Raw genomic sequence first — 20,927 nt, 5'->3', positions numbered from 1 at the left:
CACGCTCCGGGGGTTGCGCCGGCCGGCGCAACGTCCGTTCCGCTAAAAGCTCAGCATCCGGCGATATTCGGCCATTCGCTGCTCGAGGTCCTGGCGTTCGATCTGTTTCATGCGCTCGAGGCTGAAATCCTCGACATTGAAGCTCGCCACGAGCGTGCCATAGGCCATGGCTTCCTTGAGGGTGCGAGGCTCGAAATTGCCCCGCGCGGCGAGATAGCCCATCATGCCGCCGGCAAAACTGTCGCCGGCGCCGGTCGGGTCGACCACGTTGGGGGTCGGGTACGCAGGCATCACATAGGTCTCGTGCTCGCCGAAGAACATCGCCCCGTGCTCGCCTTTTTTGATCACGACAAACCGGGGCCCCAGCGCGCGAATCTTGTGACCGGCGCGGACGAGGTTTTCGTCGTCGGTCAGCAGCTTCGCCTCGGAGTCGTTCATCACGAGGCCGTCGACGCGCTGCAGCAGCTCCAACAGCTCGTCGTGCTGCGTGCGGATCCAGAGATCCATCGTGTCGGCCACGGTCAGTTCGGCGCCGGGCACCTGCTCGAGCACGCGCAGCTGCACGACCGGCGAGCCATTGGCCAGGAACACGAACTTGGCCCGGCGGTGCTCGTCGCTGAGCACCGGGTTGAATTGCTCGAAGACGTTCAGATGGACTTCGAGCGTCTCCCGATCGTTCATGTTGGGCAGGTATTTGCCCCGCCAGCGGAACGTGGCCGCGCCGGGGACGACTTGCAGGCCCGAGGTGTCGATCTTGCGCGCCTGGAGCAGCGAGGTGTGCGCCGACGGCCAGTCTTCGCCGACCACGCCGACCAGCCGGACCGAGGTGAAATAGCTGGCCGCGTACGAAAAATAGACGGCCGACCCTCCCAGGACGTTGTCGCGGGTTTCCTGCGGGGTTTCGACGCTATCCAGCGCCACCGATCCGACGACTAGCAACGGCATGACGGGGTGTTCCTCGGGCGAAATTCGACGTTACGCAGCGCGGGCCGATTATCACGCCGGGGCGCCGCGATACAAGGGTCCGCGGCTGAGCGGCGTCAACCGGCTGCCCGGGCCAAGGCTCGATCGATGCGAGCCAGGCACTTTTCGCGTCCCAAGATCGCCAGGCAATCGAACAGGCCCGGGCCGACGCCCTTGCCGGTCACGGCGACGCGCACGGCGTGCACGATATCGCCCGGCTTGATGCCTTGGGCGGCAACAAACGCATTGAGCGCCGTTTCGAGATCGGCGACTTCGAACGGCGCCACGGCGGCGAGCTGCTCGCGGAACTGGGCGAGCCGTTCGGGGGCGCCCGCCGCGCGGATCCGCTTGTCGAAATCGCGTTCTTCATAGTGCAGCTCGTCGCAGAAAAAGAATCCGGCATACGCCAGCACGTCACCCGCCACCTTGATCCGATCGCCGGAGGCCTCCACGACGCGCGACAGCAGCGCGACGTCTTCCGCAGGCGCAGGATCGGCAATCAGCCCGGCCCGCTGCATGAAGGGCAGCATCATGTCCACCTTCGCGGCGAGCGGCAATTCGCGCATCCAGTGATCCTGGAACGACCAAAGCTTCTTGGTGTCGAGACTGGCGGGGGCCTTGGTGACGCGGTCCAACGAGAAATTGGCGATCATCTCTTCGCGCGACAGAAACTCGGTGCGATCGTCGAGCGACCAGCCCAACAGCAGGAGGTAGTTCAAGACGGCGTGCGGCAGATAGCCGACCTGTTCATAGAAATCGACGATCACCGGATTGAACGTCTCCGCCGAAACGGTCAGGCCCAGGGCCTCGGCAATCTTGCGGCCGTGGTCGTTGATGGTCGCGAAATCGGGATTCTTGAGATACTTCTCGAGCTTGCGCTTGCTGAGCTTGTTCTTGCTGCCCGGCTCGGCGACGTACGGCAGATGGGCATATTGCGGCAGTGGGTAGCCCAACGACTGGGCGATGTACACCTGCCGCGGTGTGTTCGAAAGATGCTCCTCGGAACGGACCACGTGCGTGATCTCATAGTCGAAGTCGTCGACGACGCTTGCCAGGTGGTACAGGCACGTCCCGTCGGAGCGCTGGATCACATGATCCTGCTCGCGGGCCCAATCGAACTCGACTCGGCCCCGCACCAGGTCGTCGAGCACGAGGGTACCCTCACGGGGCATTTTGAGCCGCACGACGCCCGCGCGGCCCTCGGCCTCGAAGCGCTCGGCGTCTTGCGGCGTAGCGGCCATCCAACGGCGGCTGTACAGGAAGGGCCGCTTTTCGGCCTGGGCCTGCTCGCGCTCGGCCTGCAACTCTTCGGGAGTCGCATAGTCGCGATAGGCATGGCCCGAGGCCAGCAGCCGGGCCGCTTCGGCCTGATAGCGCGGCAGACGCTGCGACTGGAAGTAGGGCGCGTGCGGCCCGCCGACTTCCGGCCCTTCGTCCCAGTCGATGCCCAGCCAGCGGAAGCCGTGGAGGATGGGCGCCAGGGCCGCGTCGACGTTGCGGACCTGGTCGGTATCGTCGATGCGGAGGATGAATTTGCCGCCATGCCGCCGCGAGAACAGCCAGCAAAACAGCGCCGTGCGCACGCCGCCGATGTGCAGATAGCCGGTCGGACTGGGGGCAAATCGCGTACGGACGGTCATGGCTCGCTACGTCGCTGGGGTCGTTGGGCGGTGGCCGTCGCGGGCGCCGGCCGGGCAAAGTACGGCGTTTTACCAAGGCTGCCGGAATGCGACTAGGACGCCGCCGCGTGCGGCCCAATTACTGCCCACGGAACATGAAAAACACCGCGCCGAGCAGGCACAACCCGGCCCACAGGTAGTCGAGCTTGAGCCCTTCGCGCATGTACACGACCGAAAACGGCACAAACACGCTCAGGGTGATGACCTCTTGGAGGATCTTGAGCTGCCCGAGCGACAGCGCCGTATAGCCGATGCGATTGGCCGGCACCTGGAACAGGTATTCGATGAGCGCGACGCCCCAACTGGCCAGCGCGGCAAGATACCAGGGCGCCGTGGCCAGGTTCTTCAGATGCGCGTACCAGGCAAACGTCATGAAGACGTTCGAACAGAGCAACAGCAGCACCGTTTGGGCATAGATCGACATCTTCGACCACCTCTCGGGAGAAACGGGCGTCGTCCCCGGGGCGGATTGGTCCAGCGGCTGGCGTCCGCCATAATGACCCGGCCCCGGGGGCGGAAATATCGAGCCAGGAGTCTACCGTGCCACGTCGAACCGACTGGATGCCAATTCTCGCCGCGCTCGCGAGTCTATCGATGATGGGTCAGGCGGCGGCGGTCGAGCAGGCGAATTTTGACTCGGCCGGCGTGAAGATTCGCTACACGATCGACGGCCCAGCCGATGGCGAACCCGTGCTGTTGATCCACGGCTATTCGGCCTCGGGCGCGCTCAACTGGCGGTTGCCCGGCGTGATTGCGGCCCTGGCCGACGAGTACCGCGTGATCACGTTGGACAATCGCGGGCACGGCGGCAGCGACAAACCGCTCGCGCCGAAGGCCTACGGCGCCGAGATGGAGCAGGACGCCATCCGGCTGCTCGATCACCTGCACATCGATCAGGCGCACTTCGTCGGCTATTCGATGGGCGGCATGATCACGCTCAAGGCGCTGGCCGAGCATCCCGAACGTGTGCGCAGCGCCGTCGTCGGCGGCATGGGTTGGCGCGAGCCGCCCACGGAGACCGGCTGGCTCGAGGCGCTGCGCGGCGAGGCTGACGCCGCGACTCCGTTGGCGGCCTGCATGCGCGGATTTCTCGGCCTGACGATCACGCGCGAGCAGCTCGAGGGCATTCGCGTACCGTTCATCTGCGTGGTGGGCGACCAGGACCGCCTGATCGACGGCGTCCGGCGCCTGCACGAGGTGCGCGGCGATGTGCCGGTCATCGAGGTGCCCGGCGCTACGCACACGACCTGTGTGATGCGTCCCGAGCTGCGGAAGGCGATCCGCGAGTTTTTGGACAGCCACCGGATGGCGGCGGCGAATTAACGCCCGTCGCGACGCATCCGCCGCAAGGCTTTGCGCTCGGCACGCGACATCCGGTGATCGTCGCCGTCGTCTTCCTCGTCGAATTCTTCGTTGTAGCGCGAAGAGCTGACCGCCGCGTTGGAGCGGTTCAACTGTGCCCCAGGACGCGCGGGGGTGCCGCTGCCTTGCTTGGGCTCGGGCGGCGTACTGTGTGCGCCGTGAATCGATGCTTTGCGGCCGTCCTTGAGCTTGCGCTGCTCGGGTTCCGTGGACTTGGCCGCAGCCTTCTTGGCTGGCGCGAGCAAGCCCTGGGCATCGAGAATCACGTGCCGCGCGGCGAGACCCATCGTCAGCACCAGCAGCAAGTCGCCGGACATTTCCAAGCCCTCTTCCAGGGCAATCGCCTGCAACTGTGCGCCGATCACGATCAGGTCGAGCTGCGCGAGCACGGCAGCGGCGAAGCACATGCCGGCGGCGACGAACGTGGCGATGGCCAGGCGGCAGGCACGCAGATCGAGCACCAGCCGGACGCCGACGCCGCCCAGCACCAGGGTATAGGGAATCATCCACCAGATCGAACCGTCGCCGACGAGGCGCTGGCTCGTGGCGATGAACATCAGCTCTTTGAAGGCCTCGTGCAGGCTCGAGCTTTCGTCGATGCTCATCACCAGCCAGCACAAACAGGCCCACATCCAGACGCGGTAGCGGCCGTGATAGTCGTCGGGCCGTTGCTTGCGGACGGTGTAGACCACGAGCGCCAACACCGACGCGACCAGCAGCAGGAACGACGAGAACCAGGTGGCCAGGCTGCCTTCGTGGTCGAGGTCGAATGCGGCGACGGTGCCGTCGGTGGTGCGACCGGCGAGCGCGGACGACGCCAGGTACAGACCTTCGAGCCCGCTGATGAGCGCGGCGCCGCCCAGGGCGATCAGTCCCCAGGCGACAAAGCTCTTGGGCACCAGGTCGATGACGCGTGGCGAAGTGACCATGCTCGTGGCTTTCGCGCGGGGAGGCTTCGTGCCCGTTCGCGGTCGAACGGCGGCGGTGGTCGCAGCGGCGCTGTTGCCTTCGCCGTTCGAACCGGGAGCCACGGACGCGGGCGACTGCTGGCGGCGCCGGCGGTCGTCGCGCTGATCTTCGGGACGAAGCGGCATCGCTGCGAGGGTCGCCCAGGATAGCGTCGGAGGGGGTTTGGCCCAAGGCGGGCTCGTGCGTCGGCGCGGCATCCTTGACGCGCAGCACGCTCGCAGAGACAGGCGCGTCGCGTCCGCCCATCCCACAACACCAGTTTCGGCCGCCGGCCCGGCAAGAATCTACTACGGCCTGATTGCTAGCATCTTGCCCCGCCGTGGCACCGTGCACACGCAGCCGTTGGGCCGTGGCGGCCGTGCTGCAGCGGCCCAGAAATGCCTTGGCAAACGCGAAAAGACCGCCCACTCGGCAAGGTTTGCCACCACCGCCAAAACCCGATTGACGCTAGCTTTGCCCGAGGGGTAGTCTGCCGTCCTCGCCCCACCCTGCACCGCATGCTGCAGGCGCGGCGTGCCTGCAACCTAAAGGCCAAGGACGGCGATGCGGCTGCATTGGATTCATCTCGGCGCGCTGGTACTGCTGTCGCTCGGCGTTCAAGCCTGGCTCTTGAGCCAGGCAGCAACTCCGGCGCAGGACGTCGTGCGCGTCGTCGAGCTTGCCCAGCGCTTGAATCAGGAAGGCCGCGCCGCGCTCGGCGGCGAAGACGAGGCCGCGGCCGCGGCGCTGCTGGCCACGGCGCACGTCGCGCGCGTGCGGGCCCTGGCCGCCGACCCGAACGACTGGGCACGGACCGCTCAAGCACTGGCCGGGATGGCGGTCGTGCTGGCAAGCGTGCCGCTATACGCGCTGCTCGTACAACTGACCTCGCCGCGGGTCGCGCTGGCCGGTTGCGCCGTGATGACGGCCTCGGGAACGATTCCTCTGTTGGGTGCCGACGGTCAGGCCGACGCCGTGCATCTTTGCCTGGCGCTGACGGCGCTGTCGGCGATCATATCGGGCTTGGGGGCCGGCGGCGGGCGTGCATTGGGCTTCGCCGGCCTGGTCGCCGGCGTAGCCACGCAATTGCGCACCGAGGCCTGGCTGATTCCACCAATCGCGGTCGCGGCCGCAGCGCTCTTGCCGGCGGCGAACTGGCCGGCGCGGGGGCAGCGCCTGGCGCGCGTGGCGCTGGCGGTTGGGCTGGCATGCGTCGTGGCTCACGCAGCGACGGCCTGGGCGCTCGGTTCCGAGGGTTCGGCTGTGCGACTGATCTTGCAGTTGTCGGTCCATCAACAGCCTCCGCGAGCACGCCAGGTCGATCGGGTGCACCAGCAGGAAGCCGATCACCAGGCGATGGCGCTGCGGCTTCCCAGCGGCGAGCCCCTGGCGCTCGACGACAAAGAGCGCAGCGATAGCCGCCGGGCCTTTGGGGCGCGCATGGCGCTGGCCGAACTGGCTCAGGAATTGCCTGCGGCGACCGGCATTCCGGCATTGTTGCTGGGGGTCGCGGGAATCGCGATCGGCCGTCGCAACATTCGCACTGCGCTTGTGTGGCCGTTTTGCGCTGCCTTGACGGGCGTCACGCTGGCAGCCGCTGCCTACGTGGCCACGCGCGCCGGATATCTGTCGGCCAGGCACCTGGTGCTGTTGGCCGTGCCCACGGCGCTGTTCGCGGGGCTCGGCGCGGTGGCGCTCGTCGACTTAACCGCGCAGCGTAGCGCGAGGCTGAAGGTTTCCGTCGTGGCGGCCGTGGCCGCGTCGATGGCGGCTCCCCTGTTGGTCGCGCATCCGCACGCCAGTCGCGGTGCGCATCGCGCTGCGGGCGAGTGGCTGCGAGCACTGCCCACCTCGGGCAGCGTGCTCGATACCCGCGGCTGGACTTTGTTGTACTCGGGCCGACCCACCTACCGGTTCGACCGCGCGGCCACGGCACTGTCCGACCCGCGCTTGCGTTACCTGGTTGTCGAGCGGCGTGAGCTGGTGCTCGATAGCGCTCGTAGCCGGACCTTGGCGTGGCTCGTAGCGACGATGGGCCGGCAGGTCGCCAGCTTCCCGTTGCCCCACGCGGCCCCCACGAAGACCGTCGAAATCTATGCCCTGTATCCCGAACGCCTGGCGGCGCTGGACGGCGTCGTCCGGCCCTGAGCGATAACCCTCCACACAAGCGAGCCTTGAACATGCGCGAGAACGTACGTGCTTTCGTCGAACTGGCAGCCCAAGTCATGCCGCTCGCGGCGCCGATCTACGAATTCGGCGCTTTCCAGGTGCCGGGCGACGCCTCGGGCGATCTCCGCGGATTCTTTCCCGGCCGGGACTACGTGGGCTGCGACATGCGACCCGGGCCGGGCGTCGACCGGATCGAAGACTTGGGCCATCTGCAATTGGCCGACGGCAGCGTGCCGACGGCCATCTGTGTCGACACGCTGGAACACGTCTTCGAGGCGCGCCGCGCGGTCGAAGAATTGATTCGCGTGCTGGCTCCTGGCGGCATCTTGCTGGTCGCGGTGCCCATGGAGTTTCGCGTGCACAATCACCCGGCCGACTACTGGCGGTTCACTCCGGCATGCATCGAGCGGCTGCTCGCGCCGCTGGCGGCTTCGGTCGTGGTGTGGCAGGGCCGCGACAAGTTCCCGCACACGGTTTTCGGCATCGGTTGTCGGGCGCCGGTCGCGACGCGGTTCGCCGAACAAGCGGGGCAACTGATCGAAGCGTTCCAAGGTTGGCTCGATCGCCAGGAAGCAAGCCGACCCTGGCGACAACGGCTCAAGCAGGTGCTTGTCTCCCCCCTGCGCAGCCGTGAAGAGCGCAACCGCGCGGGCGAGTATTACCGCGCGCGGTTTGTGATCAATTTGCCGCAACCGGCAACCGGCGAGCAAGGCGGGTTCACCGGCGCGCTGGTCGATGCGGGACAGCCGCGCATGGCCGCTCCGCATGGCGTCGGAGCGAGGGCCCGGCGATGAGGCTGGAGCGGCTCCTGATTCTGGGACTCGACGGCGCGACGTACGACGTGCTGTTGCCGCTGGCCGAGGCCGGAGTGATGCCGAACCTGCGGACGCTGCTGCGCACGGCGGCACTGGCCAATCTCAACTCCACGCGACCGGCCATTACACCCACGGCTTGGTCCACATTTCTCACCGGGTGTGGGCCGGAGCTGCACGGCGTGTTCGACTATCGCCGGCTCGACTGCAGCCATAGTGCCCTGTGTCTGCAGCAAGCGCGCGATTTGCGCCGGCCGAGCTTCTTGGCGCGGGCGCTGTCCTGCGGTGCTGAGGTTATCTCGCTCAACGTGCCGATGACGGCCGCCCTGGACGATCCGCGCGGATTGATTGTTGGCGGCATCGACTGGCCATCGGCCGAGGCGGCGCTCGCACCGTACCCCGACTTCCGGCACGCCCTGCGCCGTCGAGGCATCGAGCTCAGCCTGGACACGATCTGGGAACGGCCGCCGGAGTCGCTCGACGAGCTGGCGATCCGCGTGGCCGCCACCGAGCGCGATTTTCTCGACCGCAGCGCCGCCGCGCGCGTGGCCGACGAGCAGCGCCCCGATTGGCGATTGCTGCTCGTGCAGTTCCAGGCGCTCGACGCACTGCAACACCGCGCGTGGCACTTGCTGGCGGGCGTCGGCGGGCAGGCACCTACGGCCTGGAGCCAGGTACTCAGACGCGCCTTCGTCGCGCTCGACGCGGCGGTCGGCGAACTGCTCGAGCTCGCGCAACGTCGCGGCGCGGGTGCGATGGTCTTGAGCGACCACGGATTCGGCCCGTTCCGGGAAAAAATCTCGATGCCTGAGCTGCTGCGCCGGCGCGGGTTGTTGTACGACCAGACCTGGTCGCAAGGCTTTTTGTTTCGCGGCCACCGCAGCTGGCTCAAGTTGCGCAAATGGGCGCGCCGCCACCTGTCGCGCGACGGCAGCGCGGCGAGCGTCAAGAAGTCGCTGGCCGGTCTACTGCCGTGTGACTGGCGCCGCACGGTTGCGTTTTCGGCCCACTGCAATCTTGGTGCGCTGGTCTACCTGCACGGCGCCCGGCGCTTCGGCGAAGGTCCGCTCGTGACTCCGGCTCAAGAAGAGCAAGTCGCCGCCGAGGTGTTGGCCGCGCTCGGCGAGGCCCGGCACCCCGATACGGACGAGCCGCTCTTTTCCGAGGTTTTTCGGTCGGCCCAACGCTTTGACTGCGACCCGGTTGAGCACGGCTGGCCCGATATCATCGGTATTCCGGCCGACGGGTTTCACACCCGGCATCGCTTCGATCGCGGCCACAAGCTGATGCGGCCCGACCCGAGCCTGACGGGCACGCACCGTGCAGCGGGCGTGTTGATGCTCGATGTGCCCGGCGCCGCCGGCGGCGAGATGCACGAGGCGGAGATGCGTGACGTGGCCCCGACCATTCTGCGCCTGCTCGGATTGCCGGGTGGCGAGGAGATGCAGGGCCAGGTCTTGACCGGCATGTGTCCCAGCCTGCTGTTCGACGCGCGCCAGGGGACGCTGCCACCGTCGAGCCAGCCCTTGTCGCTTCCGGACAACGCAGTCGATGAAGAGGCCGCCATCTTGGCGCGGCTGCGCAACCTGGGCTACCTCGACTGAAGACCGCGATCGCCGTCGCGACGATGACGCTTCACATCAACCCGGCGATGGGTTCGCCGAAGTACACGTGATGCGGCCGGCCCACGGCGTCGTGCCAATTGGCGGTCGGTGGAATGCCGAGCGCGTGATAGATGGTGGCCGCGAGATTCTCGGGAGATTGGGGATCGGCGGCCGGATGGCCGCCATTGCGGTCCGAAGCGCCGATGACCGTGCCTCCGCGCACGCCGCCGCCGGCCAGAAAGACCGATTGCACGGCCCCCCAGTGATCGCGGCCGGGTTCGCCCGCGCCAGGAATCGTCGAGATCTTGGGCGTGCGACCGAATTCGCCGGCCATCACGATCAGCGTTTCGTCGAGCAGACCGCTCGCATCGAGATCATCGAGTAGCGCTGATACGGCGCGGTCGGTCGGCGGGAGCAGGAAGTTTTTCAGATTGGGCCAAGCCGATTGATGCGTGTCCCAACTTTCGTTGTTACCTAGATTGACCTGCACCAGGTTGACGCCTGCCTCGACCAATCGCCGTGCCATCAGCAGCGACCAGCCGAACGTGTTGCGGCCGTAGCGATCGAGCACGGCCGCATCGGCCTGTACGACGTCGAACGCGTCGCGCGTCTGGGGATCGGCCAGCAGCGACACCGCTTGTTGCCGGAATCGGTCGAACTCGGCTGTCTCGGCGGTCAGTTCCAGATCGGCCCGCTGCCGTTCGATCGATTCCAAGAGCGAGACTCGGCCATCGATCCGCTGGCGAACGAGTCCCTCGGGCAGCGCCAAATTCGGTGCCTGAAACACCAGCGACGACGGATTCTCGCTCCCGCGCTCGTGGTGAAAACCATATTCGGGATAAGCGCCGTAACTGACTCCGTTGAACGGCGAGGCATTCACGAACCAGGGGTCGCGTTGTGCGCCCATTTCGCCGGCGAACTGCCCGGGGATCACGCGGCCCGTGCGATGGATCAGCACCTCGGGCAACACGACCGCCGGCGGCAGGTTGTTTCGCGGACGGGTTGCTGCGCCGGCCGTGGCAGCGATCGAAGGCCAGTCGCCCGGCCGCGGGCGCGTGCCGTCGAAACCCGGGGGCAGCGGCGTCCGGCCGGTGAGCATCACGTGATGCCCCTGCGAGTGATCGTTGTAAGGATGCGTGAGCGAGCGGACCAAGGCCCAGTGCCGACTACGCTCGGCCAGCAACGGCAGGTGCTCGCAGATCTCGATGCCGGGCGTGCGCGTGGCGATCGGGCGAAATTCGCCGCGCACGGTGTCTGGAGCCTCGGGCTTGAGATCGAAGCTCTCGTGCTGGGCCAACCCACCGGAAAGAAAGATGTAGATGACGTTCTTGGCCCGAGGGGCCGGGCCGCGGTCGCTCAAATCCGCAGCGCGCAGCTCTGCGGAGCGCAGCGCCCAAACGTGATTCATGCCCAGGCCGAGCAGGCCGATGGCGCCGGCGCGAATCGCCGTGCGGCGGTCGACGTGCGGATGGGCGAGTTGCGGCTGGGGACAGACGCGCACGTATCAATGCCTCGAGGAGAGGAGCGTCGGTCGACTGCCAAGGCAGCCTAATCCATCGCCGCGATCGCTGCAATCCACACGACCGTTGTCGCCGGGCGCACCTGCGCGGGTCTTTTGAGCACCTGGCCGCGCCGGCGCCAGCTTCATGCCCAAAAGAAAGTGCGGTGAACGCCTGGGTGTTTGACCACCCCTGAGTGGCGACCTAGCGTTGCCCAGCCTCAACCTCGTGCGAAGGGGTATGCGCCGAGGCCGCGCTCGAAAGAACTGCGCCGCCTGGTCGTGAGATGCAGCGAGGAGTCCATCGCGCTATGGAAACGCACCTATCAACGCCGACACCGGTCGCGAGCACGCGCTCGGGCATCGAGGCCGGCCAGCGCGCCGAAGTTCTGACCGAGATGTTGCAACTGTTGATTGCGGCCTCGGAACAGATTCTGCCCGAGCAGCGCGAGCTGGCTTCAGTCGAAGAAAACCTGCTGGTCCAAGTGCGCTTGGGCATCGCCAGCAGCTTGTTTGCCGCGTTGCGATCGAAACATCTGGAGACGGCCGCGCATAGTTTCCGCGTGGGTCTGATGTGCTCCTCGTGGGCCTCGCACTTGGGGCTGAACTCGGCCCAGCGCGATGCCCTGGAAGTGGCCGCCCTGCTGCACGACGTCGGCAAGATCGGCGTTCCGGACGCCGTGCTGCTCAAGCCGGGCGCGCTGACGCCAGACGAAGAGGCTGTGATGGCGCAGCACCTGGCCATCGGCCATCAAATCCTCAAGTGCAGTTGTTCGAGCCCCGCGGTGCTCGAGATTGTGGCCAATTACGGCACCTGGTACGACGGCTCGATCAAGCGCGGCGACGTATGCGGTCTGGAATTGCCGCTGGGATCGAGGATCCTGGCGATTGTCGACGCGTTCGACAGCATGACTTCGCACCAGCTGTACCGCGAAGCCCTGAGCCGAGACGGTGCGCTCCAAGAGCTGTATCGCTTTGCCGGGCGACAGTTCGATCCCGAACTCGTCGCGCGTTTCCGCGAGCTGGTCGCCGGCGAGCCGGTCACGTTGTGCATCTCCGCCGCGCGGACCTGGCTCAAAGCACTCGACTACGACTTGGTCCATTCGCGCTGGCGCTTGAATCAAGAATTGACCGAGGCCCGCCCGGTCGCCTTGATCGAATTGTTCGAGCAGACCTTGTTGGGTGGCATCAACGACGGCGTGATTTTCATCGACCGAGGCCAGCGGATCGTGCTCTGGAACCGCGGCGCCGAGCAATTGACCGGTCTCGCCGCGACGGCGGTCCATCAGCGCCAGTGGCTGCCGCACCTGGTGGAGCTGTCCGATGAACATGGCCACGCGTTGAACGTGACCGATTGCCCGATCCTCCACGCACTGGTGCAAGGCGAACTCGGCACTCGGCGCCTGCGGTTGCGCGGCCGGCACGGCCACCCCGTGCCTGTGCATCTGCACGTGCTGCCGGTGCTCAGCGCCGACGGCGTCAATCACGGCGTCGTCGTCGTGGTCCACGACATCTCGGGCGAGGCCAATCTGGCCGCGCGCTGCCAGTCGCTGCACGAACAGGCCACGCGCGATCCGCTGACCCAGGTGGCCAACCGCGCCGAGTTTGATCGCGTGCACGAATTGTTCGTCCAGGCGCACCAGCAACATCACTTGCCCTGCAGCCTGATCATCACCGATATCGACCACTTCAAATCGATCAACGACACCTTCGGCCATCCGGTGGGCGACGAGGTGATCCGCTCCTATGCCCGCTTGCTCAAGGGCTCGTGCCGCCCGGGCGATCTCGTGGCCCGGTACGGCGGCGAAGAGTTTGTCCTGCTGTGCGCCGACTGCGACAACACGGTCGCTTCGGAGCGCGCCGAACAGATCCGCCGCGCGTTGAGCGAGCTGCCGATCGACGGGCTGAACGGCCGCCGCGTCACGGCGACCTACGGCGTCACGGCCATCCAAGACGGCGACACGGCCGAAACCATGCTCAACCGCGCCGATCGGGCCCTGCTGGTGGGCAAAGAGCGCGGCCGCAACTGCGTGATCCAGTTCGGCACCGGACCGCTGAATGATGGCGCCGCCGCGGCCGAAAACGAGCTCGGCGGGCCGGCCTTGATCGCCCAGGAAATGGTCACCTACGTCCCTCAGGCGATTGCCTGGGAAAAGCTCCGCGGCTTCACGGCCGATCACGGAGCCGAAGTCCTGGCCACTGACGAGAACCGCGTGCGGCTCAAGATCGGTACCACGAGCTTGCCGTTCGTGCGTCGCGATGCGGATCGCAAGGTGCCGCTGGTCTTGGAGATCTTTCTCGACGAACAAGGTGACAACCCCATGCACCAGCGGGCGACGCGCATCGAGTTGCGGATTTCGCTCTACCGCAGCCGCGAACGACGTCGCGACGAAGCCCTGAGCCGGGCTCGGACGCTGCTGGCGAGTTTCCGCGCTTACATGATGGCCACCGCCGACGGCGCACCGATCGGCGGCATTAGCGACACCTGACGCACCTCGAATTCGTACCTGTGCGGGCGTCGCAGGCGCCGCGCGTTCACCGGGCTCACCATGGCACGCATCGGCGCGACGCTTAGCGGGTTTGAACTGCGGCTGGTCAATCGGCTGGCCGAGGCCAATGCCGGCCTGGCCTTGCACAATCTCCGGCTGGTGACCGGACGCAAGATCAACGATCCCCAGGACGATCCGGCGGGATACGTCGAGATTGCCGGGCTCGAATCGCAACGTTCCGCAGTCGGACAGGCGCTGGCCAACGTTACGGCTGCCTCGGCCGTGGGGGCCAAGGCGCAGCTCGTTCTCGGCGAAATCGGTGAGCAATTAAGTGCGATTCGCGCGGCGCTCGTGGCCGACGAAAACCAATCGCTCAACGCCGAACAGCGGCAAGCCAAGCAAGCATCGATCGACGAGGCCCTTGACGAGATCGGGCAATTGGCCGCTGAGTCGGCCGCCGGGCACGCCTTGTTCGATGGCTCGTCGGATTTCGCCGTCACCGGACGCAACGCCAATCAAGTCAGCCGGCTGACGGTGTATTCTCTGCCCGTGGGCGGAACTAAAGACATCGCCGCCGAGGTGACCACTGCCGCGACGCAAGCCACGCTGACCTACACCGGCGCGGCGGGTCTGACGACCGCCGCGGCCAACCTGACGCTGACCGGCGCTCGCGGCTCGGCCGTGATCAGCGTCAACAATGCCGAAGCACTGACCGTGCTGCGCGACCGGATCAACCTCGAGAGCCATCACACCGGCGTGACGGCCAGCGTGAACGGCAACGCGTTGCGGTTTTCCAGCGTCGATTACGGCACGCAGGCCCAGGCGCAGATTGCCGTCAATTCGGGGACCTTCGCATTCACCGGCGGCGATGCACAAGGGGCCGCCTATGGTGTCGACGGCGAAGCCACGATCAATGGCCGGACCGTCACCGGCCGGGGAAACCGGTTTGTCGTCTCGGACAACGGGTTCAGCTTCGCGCTCGAAACGACCGGCGGTGTGACCGGCGCGATCGACACGCTGCACGTGGCGCCCGGCGGCAGCCGGGTGTTCCAATTGGGCACGACGGCACGACGCTCGGCAGTGATCGGGTTGCCGAACCTGATGCCGCACGCACTGGGCGGCCTGAGCGGCAGGCTCGATCAACTCCTGAGCGGCGGTAGCCTGTCAGGGCTCGCCACGAATACCTCGGCAGCCATTCGCGTGGTCGACGAAGCGATCGGCCAGGTCCAGGCCGCCGGCGGACGCGTCGAGGGTTTTGTCAACGCGACACTCGGCGCGTCGAGCAGCCTGCTGACTGCTTGGGATGAGGATCTCGGCGATACGATCGACGCGCTCGACAAGGCCGATGAAGAAGCCGAGACCTTGTTGATCGCCAAACATCAAGCGTTGGCCGACAACGCGGTATCCGGCCTCTCGATCCTCGCCAGCCAGCGCAGCGATCTAGTGATGCTCATCCGGCAGATCGCCGGCCTGGGCTGACGGGCACCGCACGGCGGCACTCTCGCCCGCCGCTGGGCAATTGCCTCTGCGCAGCGACTCGGGTATGCTGCGGCGCAGTTGGGAAATCTGTGCAAATTCCGGCGGTTCCGCCCGCTTTCTGCCTTCCAAAGGATCGATTCACCATGGCCTATTCTCTGCCAGCGCTGCCCTACGCATACAACGCCCTGGAACCGCATATCGATGCCAAGACGATGGAAATCCATCACACCAAGCATCACCAGGCGTACGTCACCAATCTGAACAACGCGATCGAGGGGACAAGCCTCGGCGGTCAATCGATCGAGGAACTGGTCGCCAAGATCGATTCGGTGCCCGAGAACATCCGCACGGTCGTGCGCAACAACGGTGGCGGCCATGCGAACCACTCGTTGTTCTGGACGATCCTTGGCCCCGGCGCCGGCGGCGAACCAAGCGGCAGCGTCGCGCCGGCCATCGCGAGCGACTTGGGCGGCTATGCCGCGTTCAAAGATGCCCTGTCGAAAGCCGCGATGGGGCGCTTCGGCAGCGGTTGGGCCTGGCTGAGCGTCGATAAGGGTAAGAAGCTCGTCATCGAAAGCACTGCCAATCAAGACAGCCCGCTAATGCACGGCAACACACCGATCCTGGGCATCGACGTCTGGGAACACGCCTACTATCTGAACTATCAAAACCGCCGCGCCGATTACGTGGCGGCATTCTTCCATGTGATCAACTGGGCCGAGGTCTCGCGGCGCTACGACGCGGCCAAGAAATAACGGGCGCAAGGCCCGCGCCGGCGAACGGCTCGCACGCGTTCGCCACAGATTGCTGTACCAGCCCTCGGCGGAGCACCGCCGGGGGCTTTCTTCTGCGCGGCCGCAGCGCCAGCCTGGCGCTGCCATGCTGCCGCTGCGCGCATGCGGAAATGCCGTTGACCGGGGGGCCGCCGCCTCGGTACTTTCCCGCACCAACTTGTCTCGCGGCAGCTTTCGGCGGTTTGCGCGGTGGATTCAGCACCTTTCGCTGGACCGTTCGCTCCGGTTCGACCGAAACAATCGACAGGGGCGGTCTGCTCGCTACCGCAGCGAGACTCTGCCACAACGAAACAGGTCAACAGCTTTTCGAAGGTTTCCCGCGCTCATCTGGCTGACCGCGACACAACAGGGTCGGCGGTCGCCCGCGCCGGAACGAGGAACGTCAAGGAGTCGACGTGATGAGAACTTCCCTGCCGCGTTTGCTGGTCGTGGCCGGCCTGATGTTGCTGTGCACGGGCTGCGCCGGCGGCTCGAAGCGGTTTGCGAACAATGGCTGGAAGTTCTGGAAACGTTCCCAGCCCGATGCTGCCGTGGCCGACGCCGATTCGACCTCGACCGCCCCGGCCCTGCCCACGACCGGGGCCGCGCCGACGACGGCCGTCGCCGGCGGCACCGGTTACCCGGTGACCCCGCTGCAGGCGCCGGTCGATCCGGCCGCTGCAGCGTATGCCGCCACTCCGCCCGCCGGTGGTGCCCCCGCTTACACGGGTATGCCGGCATACACTCCGGCTCCGGCCTATCCCGATCCGACGCAGGCCGCGGCCGCGCCGGCCGGTTACGACCAGGTCGCGATGCAACCGCAAAACGGTTACTACAACTCGGGCAGCGCCGAACCTTGGAACGCTGCCACGCCGCAGCCGGGCTATGCGGCACCCGCCGCCGGATATCAGCAGCCGGCAGCGCCCCAGGGGATGGGCGGCGTGCCGAGCCCCTATAACACCGGCTCGCAATACGACATGTCGGGCGCGCTGCCGCCCGCCGGCGGTGTGCCGCAGGCGAGCATGCAGCCGGGTGCCTATGCCCCCGTGCCCGGTGCCGTTCCGAACACGGTTTATCCGGCAGGTGCGCCGCAAGCCGCGCCCACCGATCCGAATGCCTGGGCTGCTCAGCCTCCGGTGACCAGTGCTCCGACCGAGGCCGCGCCGTACGTCCCCGGCCAGACCGACTATCAGCCGGGAACCAGTGCGGGCTATGCCCCGACGTCGGCCTATCAGGCTCCGCCGGCCTATCAGACGCCCGCCGTGCCGACGAGCGATCCGAACTACTACCCGGGCGGCACCTACCGGCCCGGTGGCACAGGCGACGTCCGTTCGCTGTTGCCGCCGGCGACGAGCACCAGCCCGATGCCGGGAGGTTATGCCCCGGCGGCCAGCGGCAACGTCGCTCCGGCTTCGTACCAGTCGGCGGCTCCGATGAACACGATCGTCCCGCTCCCGCCGACGCCGTAGACGTGCGCCTGGTGTCGAGTTTTTATCGGTTGCGTCGAATCGCCAGCACGGTCAGATCATCTGGCGGGCTTTCGCCGACGTAGTGCGACTCGACTTCGCGGCCAATCTCGCTGACGAGCTTTTCGAGCGGTTCGCGAGCCAGGCTGCGAATCAGGCTTTCGAGCCGCTGCATGCCAAACTGCTCATCGGCCTCGTTCATCGACTCGACGATGCCGTCAGTGCACAGCACCAGCAGGTCGTCGACCGCCATCTCTTGGCGTTGCCCTTGGTCGTACTCCAATCGATCGACCACGCCCAAAGGCAGTCCTGTGGCTTCGAGTTCGACAAACCGGTCCTCGGCAGCGATGTAATGCAACGCGGGCGCATGGCCCGCGTTCGCGTAGTCGACCGTGTGGTTGCGCGGATCGAGCCCGGCGATTACCATCGTGATGAACCGTCCGTCCTGTAGGTCGGGTTCAAGGGCCCGCGAGAGCAAGGTCAGCAACTCGCCCGTGGCGCTATGCTCGAGGATCAGCGTCCGCAGCGCGGCTCGGACCGAGGCCATGATCAACGCGGGCCCCAGCCCGTGTCCGCTGACGTCGGCGATGACCAGGCCCACACAACCGTCGCCGAGCGGCACGACATCGCAATAGTCGCCTCCGACCGCCTGGTTCGGGTACCACCACGAGGCGACTTCGTAGCCATCGATCTGTGGTAGCTGCGTGGGCATGAAGCCGCGCTGGATTTCCCGGGCCACGTTTAGCGAGGCATCGACGGCATTGCGCCGGCGCAGCTCCTCGATCGTCCGGGCCCGGTCGATGGCCACGGCCGCATGCTGGCCGAAGGCCGAGAGCAGTTGCTCATCGAAGGCGTCGAACTCGCCCTCGTGCTTGTTGAGCAACTGCAGCACGCCGAGCAGCTTGCCGTCCTGGAGCGAAACGACCGGCGCGGCGAGGATGTTGCGAGTCACATAGCCCGTGGCCCGGTCGACGGCGCGGTTCCAGCGTTGATCGGTGCCGGGCTGCGCGACGTTCGCCACGCGGCGATGCTGGGCCACGTCGCCGGTGATGCCCTGGTCGAGACCGTGGCGGATCTCGGCGATTTCCAGCTCGGTCACGACAAGGGTATAGAGCTCCTGCGTCTTGGCGTCGTACTGGAACAAGCTGGCCCGATCGCAATTCAGGGCCTGCGCCGCTCCCCGGGTGACCGTTTCGAGAATGTCGTGCAGATCAAGCTGCGCCGCCAGCTCGCGGGTCACGTCGAGCAAGGTGTTCAGTGCTCGTTGGCGGCGGAGGTGCTCGTCGGGGCTGGCGCCGTTAGCGAGTTCGGCGGGAGTGGCGTCCATGTGCCCCAGTTTAGAAACGCCCCTGGAATGCGGCAAATCGGGCCAATGGTCGCATGGCGCCGGCGGTACGGGTTGTTCCGGCGAGGATGAGTTGCGCGGTTACGGGCCCGGGGAAATGCTGCGAAAACTCAACGGTTGCGTTTGCTCTACGGTCGCGCCGAAGGCATGTTTCCCAGACGAGACATGCGCCGCATTCGGCTCGCAGGTTGTTCGTCAAACCTCCCCAGACCGTTCCGACGAACGAAGGATTTTCGACGATGTCTCTGCGAAGCGTCCTGGCCGGTTGGCTCGTGGCGTTGGCCCTGGTCTCCCCCGCGGCGGCCTTCGAGTGGCTGGATCGTCTGCTGGATCCCAACTATCAGCCGCCGGGCTCGTACACCGCTCTGCAGCCGGTCGCAGTGGCCCCGCAGCCGCTGCCTCCGGGCCAGGCCGTGGCTCCACTGCCGCAAGCCGTGGCCCCGCTTAATCCGTACACGCAGCCCTACTACGGTCCGGCCCCGACCGGCAATGGTCTGTGTGACGGGATCCGCGATTGCTGCGACGGCGTGAAGGACTGCTGCCGCCGCTTCTGGGAATGCCTGTGCCCGCCCAAGGCAGCCAGCTATGGCGCGCCCCTGGCTTATGCGCCGCAGGCGGCGGCCCCGGTCACACCCGTGCCGCTGGCAGCGCTGCCGACCCCGTATGCCCAGCCGCAGCCGGTCGTACCCTATGCGGCCCCGGCGCCCTACGCAGCGCCTGCGCCCCTGGCGCCGACGATGCCCGTCGAGCCGAGCTGCCAGGCCTTTGCCGAACCGTCGTGCTCGAGTGGCATGGAGTTTTCGTGTGAAGCGAGCTGCCAGGCCCCGATGGCCGCGGCGCCGGTTCAGTACCAGGCGGCCTACGCGGTGCCGGTCTACGCCCCGCCGCGGCCGAGCTTCTGGCAACGGCTGTGCGAGTGCATCTGCCCGAGCCGCCAGCCCGCGCCGACCTATGCGTACTACGCGCCGCAGCCGAACTATGCTCCGCAAGCGACGCCCTACTACGGCCAGCCTTATTCGGCCTACTACGGCAATCCGACGTGGACCGACGCCGCCGTCGTCGAATCGACGTGCGAGGCGAGCTGCGCGGCGACGGTTTCCGAGGGCACGCCCTATCAAGACGGCACCGTGATCGACGGCACGCTGCAACCGCCGCTGCCGCCGGCCGACGATGCGATGCGGGCTCCGGCGCTGCCGGCCGCGCCCGTGCCGGTGCCGGTGCGGTAAGCGACCGCCAGTAGCTAGCAGCTAGCATTGCTGTCAGTCGCGGCGCGGAAAAAATTTCTCCGCCACGAAGCGGCGACATGACAAGGGCTTTCGCCAGAGCGACCCGCGCGGCACTGGGAATCGTTCCAGACGCGCGATGCGCTCGACCGATACCACGGGTACCGATGGATCGGGAGGGCGAGGTCGCCGCGGCGATCTCGAAATCAGGATAGAGGTCATGGTCAAGCGACGGATCGCGTGACCATGACCTTTTTCGTTCTTGGCGCGCGAACGCCACCGAGCAAGCGCGGAGCGCACCGTTATTCGGGTGCGCCGGGCACCGACAATGAACGGCCGTTGTCCTGCGCCGCCAATCCGAGCAGGAACGGCGCAGCCTTTCGGGCCCACTGCTCGGGCGTGGGGTAGTTCACGGCGTCCTTGCCGAAACAACTCCGCAGCATGTCGGTGTTGATGATGCCTGGGTTCACCGGCACCGCGGCCATGCCCTGAGGCAATTCTTGAGCCAGGGCCAGCGTCAGCCCTTCGATGGCGTATTTGCTGGCGCAATAAGGGGCCACGTTGGGCGACGTCGATCGTCCCCAGCCGGAGCTGAGATTGACGATCACGCCCGCACCGCGGCGAATCATGGCCGGCAGCAGGTGGCGCAAGACGTTGGCGGTGCCGCGCACGTTGACGGCCATCAATTGATCGAACTCCGCGGCGCTGATCTCCCACAGCGGCGCCACGCGGTTGATGACGGCGGCGTTGTTGATCAACAACTCGGGCGGGCCGTGCGAGTCGAGGACCGCGCCAGCCCATGCGGCAACGGCCACGTCGTCAACCACGTCGACCGCGTCGAACCGGCAAGGTTCCGGAAAACGGCTTCGCAGAGCGGCCACGTCGGCGGTCGAGCGCCCGCAACCGATCACCGTATGTCCGTCGGCGACAAACGCCTCGACGAGCGCACGGCCCAGGCCGCGCGTGGCCCCGGTGAGGACGATCAATCGTTTTGCGTTCGACGGTTGGGCAGTCATGGAGCTTCCCTGGGGGCACGCGCGGTGTTGACGGCGGGGCACAGCGGCCCACACTAGAGGTGCTCAGTGTCGCCATTCAAATCGGTCCTGCAAGTCCTGCA

General features: G+C 66.7%; 16 protein-coding genes. 9 read left to right on the top strand and 7 right to left on the bottom strand.

The window, feature by feature from the left end:
• Positions 1-42: 42 nt before the first annotated feature.
• The 3 genes from K1X74_10080 to K1X74_10070 form a co-directional block, all read right to left on the bottom strand.
• Positions 43-945, bottom strand: coding sequence for a sugar kinase (locus K1X74_10080; GenBank protein ID MBX7166681.1), 903 nt, complete (start codon positions 943-945; stop codon positions 43-45).
• Between the two features lie 95 nt (positions 946-1,040).
• Positions 1,041-2,603 carry a glutamate--tRNA ligase gene (gene gltX, locus K1X74_10075; GenBank protein ID MBX7166680.1) on the bottom strand — a complete coding sequence of 521 codons (1,563 nt, stop codon included), beginning with the start codon at positions 2,601-2,603 and terminating at the stop codon, positions 1,041-1,043.
• Between the two features lie 118 nt (positions 2,604-2,721).
• Positions 2,722-3,066 (bottom strand): DMT family protein, encoded by a 345-nt coding sequence (locus K1X74_10070; protein MBX7166679.1) that lies wholly within the window; start codon positions 3,064-3,066, stop codon positions 2,722-2,724.
• Positions 3,067-3,182: 116 nt separating this feature from the next.
• On the opposite strand from K1X74_10070, the gene K1X74_10065 reads away from it, so the two are divergent.
• A complete protein-coding gene (locus K1X74_10065) occupies positions 3,183-3,965 on the top strand; it encodes an alpha/beta fold hydrolase (GenBank protein MBX7166678.1) in 783 nt (260 codons plus the stop codon).
• On the opposite strand, the gene K1X74_10060 is transcribed toward K1X74_10065, so the two are convergent.
• Entirely contained in the window at positions 3,962-5,098 is a 1,137-nt protein-coding gene (locus tag K1X74_10060) for a hypothetical protein (GenBank protein ID MBX7166677.1), read from the bottom strand. The genes K1X74_10065 and K1X74_10060 overlap by 4 nt on opposite strands.
• A 418-nt stretch (positions 5,099-5,516) precedes the next feature.
• Here K1X74_10060 and K1X74_10055 point away from each other — a divergent pair, with 418 nt between their 5' ends.
• From K1X74_10055 to K1X74_10045, 3 genes are read left to right on the top strand one after another with little or no spacing between them, the layout of a single operon-like run.
• Positions 5,517-7,100 (top strand): glycosyltransferase family 39 protein, encoded by a 1,584-nt coding sequence (locus K1X74_10055; GenBank protein MBX7166676.1) that lies wholly within the window; start codon positions 5,517-5,519, stop codon positions 7,098-7,100.
• Positions 7,101-7,132: 32 nt separating this feature from the next.
• Complete coding sequence (locus K1X74_10050; protein MBX7166675.1) at positions 7,133-7,915, top strand: class I SAM-dependent methyltransferase; 783 nt, start codon at positions 7,133-7,135, stop codon at positions 7,913-7,915.
• Positions 7,912-9,537 carry an alkaline phosphatase family protein gene (locus K1X74_10045; protein ID MBX7166674.1) on the top strand — a complete coding sequence of 542 codons (1,626 nt, stop codon included), beginning with the start codon at positions 7,912-7,914 and terminating at the stop codon, positions 9,535-9,537. The genes K1X74_10050 and K1X74_10045 overlap by 4 nt, the downstream gene beginning before the upstream one ends.
• A gap of 31 nt (positions 9,538-9,568) precedes the next feature.
• Here the strand turns inward: K1X74_10045 and K1X74_10040 are convergent, their stop codons facing one another.
• On the bottom strand, positions 9,569-11,038 hold the full coding sequence (locus K1X74_10040) for a DUF1501 domain-containing protein (protein ID MBX7166673.1): 1,470 nt from the start codon (positions 11,036-11,038) through the stop codon (positions 9,569-9,571).
• A gap of 308 nt (positions 11,039-11,346) precedes the next feature.
• Here K1X74_10040 and K1X74_10035 point away from each other — a divergent pair, with 308 nt between their 5' ends.
• The 4 genes from K1X74_10035 to K1X74_10020 all read left to right on the top strand — a co-directional run bounded on the left by K1X74_10035 (position 11,347) and on the right by K1X74_10020 (position 17,245).
• Positions 11,347-13,524, top strand: coding sequence for a diguanylate cyclase (locus K1X74_10035; protein ID MBX7166672.1), 2,178 nt, complete (start codon positions 11,347-11,349; stop codon positions 13,522-13,524).
• Positions 13,525-13,584: 60 nt separating this feature from the next.
• On the top strand, positions 13,585-15,003 hold the full coding sequence (locus K1X74_10030) for a hypothetical protein (GenBank protein ID MBX7166671.1): 1,419 nt from the start codon (positions 13,585-13,587) through the stop codon (positions 15,001-15,003).
• A gap of 143 nt (positions 15,004-15,146) precedes the next feature.
• A complete protein-coding gene (locus tag K1X74_10025; protein MBX7166670.1) occupies positions 15,147-15,758 on the top strand; it encodes a superoxide dismutase in 612 nt (203 codons plus the stop codon).
• Between the two features lie 437 nt (positions 15,759-16,195).
• A complete protein-coding gene (locus K1X74_10020; protein MBX7166669.1) occupies positions 16,196-17,245 on the top strand; it encodes a hypothetical protein in 1,050 nt (349 codons plus the stop codon).
• A gap of 22 nt (positions 17,246-17,267) precedes the next feature.
• On the opposite strand, the gene K1X74_10015 is transcribed toward K1X74_10020, so the two are convergent.
• Positions 17,268-18,569 carry a SpoIIE family protein phosphatase gene (locus K1X74_10015; GenBank protein ID MBX7166668.1) on the bottom strand — a complete coding sequence of 434 codons (1,302 nt, stop codon included), beginning with the start codon at positions 18,567-18,569 and terminating at the stop codon, positions 17,268-17,270.
• A 257-nt stretch (positions 18,570-18,826) separates the two neighbouring features.
• Here K1X74_10015 and K1X74_10010 point away from each other — a divergent pair, with 257 nt between their 5' ends.
• Positions 18,827-19,813, top strand: coding sequence for a hypothetical protein (locus tag K1X74_10010; protein ID MBX7166667.1), 987 nt, complete (start codon positions 18,827-18,829; stop codon positions 19,811-19,813).
• A 299-nt stretch (positions 19,814-20,112) separates the two neighbouring features.
• Here K1X74_10010 and K1X74_10005 read toward each other — a convergent pair whose 3' ends face one another.
• Positions 20,113-20,826, bottom strand: coding sequence for an SDR family oxidoreductase (locus K1X74_10005; protein MBX7166666.1), 714 nt, complete (start codon positions 20,824-20,826; stop codon positions 20,113-20,115).
• Positions 20,827-20,927 lie beyond the last annotated feature (101 nt).

This window comes from Pirellulales bacterium (assembly GCA_019694435.1).
Classification (GTDB): Bacteria; Planctomycetota; Planctomycetia; order Pirellulales; family JAEUIK01; genus JAIBBZ01.
This window is presented reverse-complemented; position numbering and strand designations above follow the sequence as displayed.